The 6,344-nt window shown below is 66.0% G+C and carries 4 protein-coding genes and 1 pseudogene; all 5 read right to left on the bottom strand.

From position 1 onward, the window contains the following. Window positions 1-86 precede the first annotated feature (86 nt). Window positions 87-998 carry a 4-hydroxy-3-methylbut-2-enyl diphosphate reductase gene (gene ispH, locus AC3AYF_RS02765; protein WP_487779373.1) on the bottom strand — a complete coding sequence of 304 codons (912 nt, stop codon included), beginning with the start codon at window positions 996-998 and terminating at the stop codon, window positions 87-89. A gap of 44 nt (window positions 999-1,042) precedes the next feature. Continuing rightward, a complete protein-coding gene (gene fkpB / locus AC3AYF_RS02760; protein WP_295041246.1) occupies window positions 1,043-1,510 on the bottom strand; it encodes an FKBP-type peptidyl-prolyl cis-trans isomerase in 468 nt (155 codons plus the stop codon). 119 nt (window positions 1,511-1,629) lie between these two features. Then, a pseudogene (lspA, locus tag AC3AYF_RS02755) lies at window positions 1,630-2,103 on the bottom strand (signal peptidase II); the annotation flags it as partial. A 28-nt stretch (window positions 2,104-2,131) separates the two neighbouring features. Next, entirely contained in the window at window positions 2,132-4,981 is a 2,850-nt protein-coding gene (ileS, locus tag AC3AYF_RS02750; protein ID WP_487779372.1) for an isoleucine--tRNA ligase, read from the bottom strand. A gap of 153 nt (window positions 4,982-5,134) precedes the next feature. Next, entirely contained in the window at window positions 5,135-6,271 is a 1,137-nt protein-coding gene (gene ribF / locus AC3AYF_RS02745) for a bifunctional riboflavin kinase/FAD synthetase (protein WP_295036670.1), read from the bottom strand. Window positions 6,272-6,344: the final 73 nt, after the last annotated feature.

The raw sequence follows: 6,344 nt of genomic DNA, 5'->3' as shown, positions 1-6,344 counted from the left end.
GATCGGGAGTCAGCACGATCTCCGCCTGGTCCGCCGGATCCGTCACCGGGATGAGGATGCCGCAGCTGGCGGGATCGAGCAGGAACTCACCCGGAGCCCCGCTCGGCGCGTCCGGACAGCTCTTCCGGCACGCTGGCGCCGAGCGTCTGGAGCTTGTCGATGACGCCCTTGACCAGCACTTCCGGGGCACTGGCACCGGCGGTGATGCCGATGGTGCCAATACCCTCGAGCCAGGCGGGATCGATCTGTTCGGCGTCGTCGATCAGGAAGGCCGGCGTGCCGACGCGCTCGGAAAGCTCGCGCAGGCGGTTGGAGTTGGAGCTGTTGACGCTGCCCACGACCAGTACCAGGTCCGAGTCGACGGCCAGCTCGCGGACCGCGTCCTGCCGATTCTGGGTGGCGTAGCAGATATCGTCCTTGCGCGGCCCCTGGATCTCGGGAAAGTGCTCGCGCAGTGCATCGATCACCTTGGCGGTGTCATCCATCGACAGCGTGGTCTGGGTGACGAACGCCAGCCGCGAGGGATCACGTACCGGCAGCCTGGCGACATCTTTCTCGTCCTCGACGAGATAGATCGCGCCGCCATGACTCTCATCGTAGCGCCCCATGGTGCCTTCCACCTCCGGATGGCCGGCGTGGCCGATCAGGATGCACTCCTGCCCGCGCTTGGCATAGCGCAGCACTTCCATATGCACCTTGGTCACCAGCGGGCAGGTGGCATCGAAGATCTTGAGGCCGCGACGCTCGGCCTCCTGTTGCACGGCTCGCGAAACGCCGTGGGCCGAGAAGATCACGATGACGTCGTCGGGGATTTCGTCGAGCTCCTCGACGAAGATCGCCCCCCGCTCGCGCAACGAATCCACCACGAAGCGGTTGTGGACCACTTCGTGGCGCACGTAGATGGGCGGCCCGAAGACATCGAGCGCGCGATTGACGATGTCGATGGCACGATCGACGCCGGCGCAGAAACCGCGGGGATTGGCCAGCTTGATTTGCATAATGACCTCGCTTGATACGCTCGGGTGTCGTGGTGAAGATCGGCTCAGTGAGTCGTGGCGGGCTTCACGTCCAGGATTTCCACCTCGAAGGTCAGGGTACGCCCTGCCAGCGGATGATTGAAGTCGACCTCGACATGGCGTTCGTCGACGCTGGCGATCACGCCGGGCAGTTCGCCGCCGGCGGCATCGGCGAATGACATCACCGTGCCGGGTTCCACGGCCTCCTCGAAGGCGTCACGGGCGAGGCGCTGGACGTTCTGAGGGTTGTGCTGGCCGAAAGCGTGCTCGGGTGAGATCTCGAAGGCACCGGTATCGCCCGCCGCCATGCCCTTGAGCGGCGCCTCGAACCCCGGCGGCAGATTGCCGTCGCCGAGCTGGAACGTCGCTGGCTGCTTGTCCCGCGTCGAGTCCACCACCTCGCCATCCTCGAGTTTCACCGTGAAGTGCAGCGTGACTTCCATGCCGTCGCCGACGCGGTAGTCGTGATCGTGCTGGTGGCCGTTCCCGCTCATGAGTCACCTCGGGTCGAAGAAGAGTCAGTCGAAGAAGATTTGTCAGCCAAAGAAGACCTGTCAGCCGAACCAGGGTTGTCAGCCGAAGAAGGTCCGTCCTTGTCGGCGGCGTGAGAGCCCTTCGGTCGGCGCGAGTCGAGCAGCGACTGCAGAATCAGGCCGACCGCACCCAGCGTGATCGCCGTATCGGCCAGATTGAACGCCGGGTAGTACCAGCCGCCCCAGTGAAACGACAGATAGTCGACCACGTAGCCGTGCACCAGTCGATCGTAGAGATTGCCGATGGCACCGCCGATCACCAGCGTCAGCGAGATCGCGGTGAGCGTCTCGCCGCGCTTCAGTCTCGACAGCCACACGGTCAGACCGATACTCGCAGCGATGGCGATGAGCGCGAACAGCCAGCGCTGCCAGCCCGCGTGCTCGGCCAGAAAACTGAAGGCGGCACCGGTGTTGTGCAGCAGCGTCAGGTTGAAGATCGGCAGCACTTCCAGCGGCCGACCGTAATCGAGGTGCGCCGAGGCCAGCGCCTTGATGCCCAGATCGAGCACGATGACCACCAGCGATAGCCACAGCCATCGCAGCGGGCGGTGCATCCGATCGGTGGCGGGGCGGGAAGCGGAATCAGGCAAAACGGCGTACCTCACCCGGGCCATCCGGCAGGTTGGCGATGGAACGCGCCGACAGCGTCGGATGATCGGGATTGGCGCCGACGTCCGGCCGCCGTTCCCAACTGCGCTCGTCCTTCTCATACGGACTCATGCGCACCGCGACCTTGAGACCCTCCAGCTCGGTGGCCCTGGCATCGCCCGCTTCCGCCAGCGGCGCGAGCGTGGCTTCGGAAGTGATCAGCACGAAGCGCAGTTCGTCCTCGAAGCGGGACAGCAGCGCGTTCAAGGTGTCATCGACGTAGAGCGTCACCTCGCTGTCCAGCGCGCCCTTGATGGTGCCGGCGTTGCGCGCATCCTCGAGCTGCTTGTTGACCGCCTGCTTGACCGCGATCACCTGTTCCCAGAACTGCCGCCCCATCTCGGCATTTTCAGGCAGCTGGCTCAGCCCGTCGTAATAGGTCTCGAGATGCACGCTCTCGCCCCGCTCGCCGGGAATGTTCTCGTAGATCTCCTCGGCGGTGAACGACAGGATCGGCGCAACCCAGCGCGCCAGCGCCTCGACGATATGATAGAGCGCGGTCTGGCAGCTGCGGCGCGCCAGCGAATCGGGCTGGGTGGTGTACTGGCGATCCTTGATGATATCGAGATAGAAACCGCCCATGTCGCGGGCACAGAAGTCGTGCACCTGCTGGTAGACGTCGCGGAATCGATAGTCGGCATAGGCCTGCTGAATGCGCGCCTGCAGCTCGGCGGCGCGATCCACCGCCCAGCGATCCAGCGCCAGCATGTCGTCGAAGGCCACGGCGTCGCGACCCGGCTCGAAGCCGGTCAGGTTGCCGAGCAGGAAGCGCGAGGTGTTGCGGATCCGCCGATAGACATCGGCGGTGCGCTTGAGGATCTCGTCGGAGACCGCCATCTCGCCGGAGTAGTCGGTGGAAGCGACCCACAGCCGCAGGATATCGGCGCCCAGCTTGTCCATCACCTGCTGCGGCGCGACCACGTTGCCCAGCGACTTGGACATCTTGCGGCCCTTCTCGTCGACGGTGAAACCGTGGGTCAGCAGCGACTGGTAGGGCGGATGGCCGTCGATGGCGCAGCCGGTCAGGAGCGACGAATGGAACCAGCCACGATGCTGGTCCGAGCCCTCGAGATAGAGATCCGCACGCGGCCCGACGTCGTGGCCGAGCGGATGCGAACCGCGCAGCACGTGCCAGTGGGTGGTGCCGGAATCGAACCAGACGTCGAGAGTGTCGGTGACCTTCTCGTAGGCGTCGGCCTCGTCGCCCAGCAGCTCGCTCGGCTCGAGCTTGAACCAGGCTTCGATGCCCTCCTGCTCGACGCGGCTTGCCACCGCCTCCATCAGCTCGACGGTGCGCGGATGCAGCTCGCCGCTCGCCTTGTCGAGGAAGAACGGGATCGGCACCCCCCAGTTGCGCTGGCGCGAGATGCACCAGTCGGGGCGGTTGGCGATCATCGAGTGCAGACGCGCCTGGCCCCAGGCGGGGATGAAGCCGGTGGTGTCCACGCCGGCCAACGCCTTGTCGCGCAGTGTGCGGCCATCGGCGCCCTCGAGATCCATGCCCACGAACCACTGGGCCGTGGCCCGGTAGATGACCGGCGTCTTGTGGCGCCAGCAGTGCATGTAGCTGTGGGTGATCCGGTCGTGGGCCATCAGCGCGCCGGCTTCTTCCAGCTTGGCGACGATCTGCGGGTTCGCCTTCCAGATCATCTGGCCGCCGAACAGTGGCAGATCGTCGGCATAGACGCCGTTGCTCTGCACCGGATTGAGAATCTCGTCGAAGCTCATGCCGTAGGCACGGCAGGTGTGGAAGTCATCCTCGCCGTAGGCGGGCGAGGAGTGAACGACACCGGTACCGGCGCCCAGTTCGACGTAGTCGGCCAGATAGATCGGCGAGAGCCGGTCGTAGCCGCTCGCGAGCGCCGCCAGCGGATGGCGGAAGGCGATGCGATCGAGACGTTCGCCCGGAGCGGTGGCGATGATCTCGCCGCTCAGGCCGAAGCGTTCCAGGCTCGATTCGACCAGCTCCTCGGCCAGCAGCAGCAGACGCTCGCCGGTGTCGACCAGGGCGTAGACGAACTCGGGGTGCACGTTCATCGCCTGGTTGGCCGGGATGGTCCACGGCGTGGTGGTCCAGATCACCGCCGCCGCCGGCTTGGCCAGCGAATCCAGTCCGAAGGCCGCCGCCAGCGCGGCATCGTCGACCGCCGGAAAGGCGACGTCGATGGCGTCGGACTGCTTGTCCTGGTACTCGACCTCGGCTTCGGCCAGCGCCGAGCCGCAGTCGAAGCACCAGTTGACCGGCTTGAGTCCCTTGAACACGTAGCCGCCCTTGACCATCTCGGCCAGGGCCCGGATCTCGCCCGCCTCGTTGGCGAAATTCATGGTCAGGTAGGGATTGTCCCAGTCGCCCTGGACACCAAGACGCACGAAGCCTTCCTTCTGCACCTCGACCTGGGCGGCCGCGTACTCGCGGCAGAGCGCCCGGGCCTCGTCCGCCGGCAGGTGCTTGCCGTGGGTGGTCTCGACCTTGTGCTCGATCGGCAGCCCGTGACAGTCCCAGCCCGGCACGTAGGGGGCGTCGAAGCCGGCCAGGTTCTTCGACCTGACGATGAAGTCCTTGAGCAGCTTGTTGACCGCATGACCGATATGAATGCTGCCGTTGGCGTAGGGAGGACCGTCGTGGAGCACGAACCGCTCGCGCCCCCGACGCGCCTCACGCAGCTTGGCGTAGAGGTTCATATCGTTCCACTGCGCGATTCGGCCGGGCTCCCGCGCCGGCAGGTTGCCGCGCATGGGGAAGTCGGTCGAGGGCAGATTCAGCGTGTGCTTATAGTCGCTCATGGCTTTTTCGGTCCGCTCGGGGCTAATGTCGTGGCGCTCAAGGCTGATGTCATGGCGCTCAAGCTGTACTTTTGCCGCTCAGGGCTGTGTTCATAACGCTCACGGCTGTATTCGTGCCGCTCAAGGCTGTATTCGTGCCGCTCAAGGCTGTGTTCAGTCGTCTTCGGAACCGGTGGGCGCCGCGTGCGCGGACGCGCCGGGGTTCGACGGTTCGGGTGGCAGCGGTGCCGAGGCGAGCGGAAACCGTGCCTGAGGCAACGAGGCGGCACAGAGTCCGCTGGCTGCGGCCTCGACCTCTGCCGGCCCCGGCTCGGAAACCGACGAGCCCGCCTGCCGCGCCGCCTGCGCGAAATAGTGGCGGGCGTTGTCGAGATCGCGATGGATCTGCGCGACCAGCGCGTCGAATTCGTCGAACTTGGCTTCGCCGCGCAAGCGGGCACAGGGAACGACGGTCAGCGTCTCACCGTAGAGGTCAAGCTCACGGTCCAGCAGGTGCACCTCCAGCATCGGCCGATCGGCACCCACCGTGGGCCGCCAGCCGATGTTGGCCGCGCCAGCGACCCACTCGCCATCCGCCAGCCGGGTAGCGCAGGCGAACACCCCGCGCAGCGCCATGGGTCGCCGGGTCAGCGGGATATTGGCGGTGGGCACACCGATCGTGCGACCCAGCTGGCGGTCGCGGACGACCCGCCCCTGGTAACCGTAGGGCCGGCCCAGCATCCGCGCGGCCTGGAAGAAATTGCCACTGGCCAGCAGCGTGCGTACCCGGGTACTGGAGACGCGCTCGTCGTCGAGGGTGAAGGTTCGGGTATGCTCGACCGCGAAGCCGCGCTCGCGCCCCACCGCCTGCAATAGCGTGAAGTCCCCGGCTCGGTCGCAGCCGAAACGGAAATCGTCGCCCACCACCAGATGCTTCACCTGCAGACCGTCGATCAGTACCCGCTCGATGAACTGCCGGGCGGTGAGGCTGCGCAAGGCATCGTTGAACGGCAGGCACAGGATCCGGTCGGCACCGTGGGCCTTGAGCAGGGCGACCTTGTCGCGCAGCCGGGTCAGGCGCGGCGGCGCCTGATCGCCGGCGAAGTACTCGCGCGGCTGGGGCTCGAAGATCACCACCGTGACCGGCAGTGCCCGCGACCGGGACAGCGCCTGCAACTGCTCGAGAATCGCCTGGTGCCCAAGATGCACCCCATCGAAGTTGCCGATGGTCGCCACGCATCCGGGCATGTCCCCTTCCCGATCGCCGGGACTCCCGGGCGGCAGATTGTGCAGGCCTCGGATCAGTTCCATAGGGTCTGCTCCCGTTTCAGCACGGACCGTGTTGCCTCGAAGAGCATCAGTATAAACAAGGGTCTCTCCCCTA

Source organism: Salinicola sp., from assembly GCF_982684285.1.
The sequence above is the reverse complement of the archived record's forward strand: the minus strand, read 5'-3'. Positions and strand labels throughout refer to the sequence as shown.